Origin of the sequence: Salinisphaera sp. Q1T1-3, from assembly GCF_003602005.1 — a bacterium.
Lineage (GTDB): Bacteria > Pseudomonadota > Gammaproteobacteria > Nevskiales > Salinisphaeraceae > Salinisphaera.
This window is the reverse complement of record NZ_QZWD01000040.1, coordinates 1-1,046: the sequence shown is the minus strand read 5'-3', so window position 1 is coordinate 1,046 and position 1,046 is coordinate 1. Positions and strand designations below refer to the sequence as shown.

Sequence of the window (1,046 nt, the reverse complement as noted above, 5' to 3'; positions counted from 1 at the left end):
CCTAGGTGTGTAAACCCACCACATTGTTCACGGAGAGCGACAATCGGCTGACGGGTGGTTGGTGGTTGAGGCTGGCATGGGGTCGATGCCAGTTATAGTGGTGGAGCCAGTAAGGCAAGTGATCGGCTCGCACGTCGGCGTTTGGGTAAACATGGGCGTAGGCCCATTCATGTAGCGCGGTCTGAATCCAGCGCTCGGCTTTGCCGTTGGTCTGCGGCCGGTAGGGTCGTGTGCGCTTGTGGCGCAGTCCAAGTCGGCGACAGGCCCTGGCAAATCGACGGGATCGGTAACAGGCCCCGTTGTCTGTCAGGACTGCCTTGAACCGCACGCCCAGAGTCCGGTAATAACGCAGCGCTGCCATCAGAGCGCGTACCGCGCTGGCACCGGTCTCGTCCGGCCAGATCGTGGCGTGGGCCACGCGGCTGTGGTCATCGATGGCCATGTGGACGTAATCCCAGCCGGCTCCTCGCGACTTGCTGCGCCGATCGCCCGTCACGCGATGCCCGGGCTGCGCGAAGCGATTCACTTTCTTGACGTCCAGATGCAGCATATCGCCCGGTGCCGCGTGTTCGTAGCGTTGCGCCGGGGGTGTGGGCTCAAGCGCAGACAATCGATTCAGGCCGGCCCGCTGGAGAATGCGCGCGACCGTCGCGCGCGCCACGCCGGTCTGGCGCGCGATGGCCGAATAAATCAGACGTTGGCGACGCAGTCGAACGATGTGCGCTTGCTGGGCGACCGATACCTGGTGCGGACATCGGTGCGCTCGACAGCTGCGATTGGATAACCCGTCCCAGCCCTCACGACGATAGCGCGCCAACCATTTGTAGACAGTGCGTGGACTCACGGCCATGGCTTGTGCCACGTCAACCGGCCTGAGCCCCTGTTCGATCACACGTCGTACCAGCACCTGTCGACTGTGAACGCTGAGTCGCGCATTCTTGTGCGTGTTCATCCGGGTGGCTCCTTTGGCTTCTGGATTTCAGCACCCATCAGCTTCAAGGGTCGCGGCTCGGATGAACAATCTACTGAGAGGTCACACCTAGGGC

The 1,046-nt window shown here is 62.5% G+C and carries 1 protein-coding gene; it reads right to left on the bottom strand.

What is annotated here, in order from left to right; translation table 11 throughout:
• Position 1: 1 nt before the first annotated feature.
• Complete coding sequence (locus D3260_RS17070; RefSeq protein ID WP_120099811.1) at positions 2–952, bottom strand: IS481 family transposase; 951 nt, start codon at positions 950–952, stop codon at positions 2–4.
• Between the last annotated feature and the right edge of the window lie 94 nt (positions 953–1,046).

Bases quoted from the DNA above. Each gene is read 5' to 3' on its own strand.
- D3260_RS17070 (WP_120099811.1), bottom strand. From the start codon at position 952: ATGAACACGCACAAGAATGCGCGACTCAGCGTTCACAGTCGACAGGTG.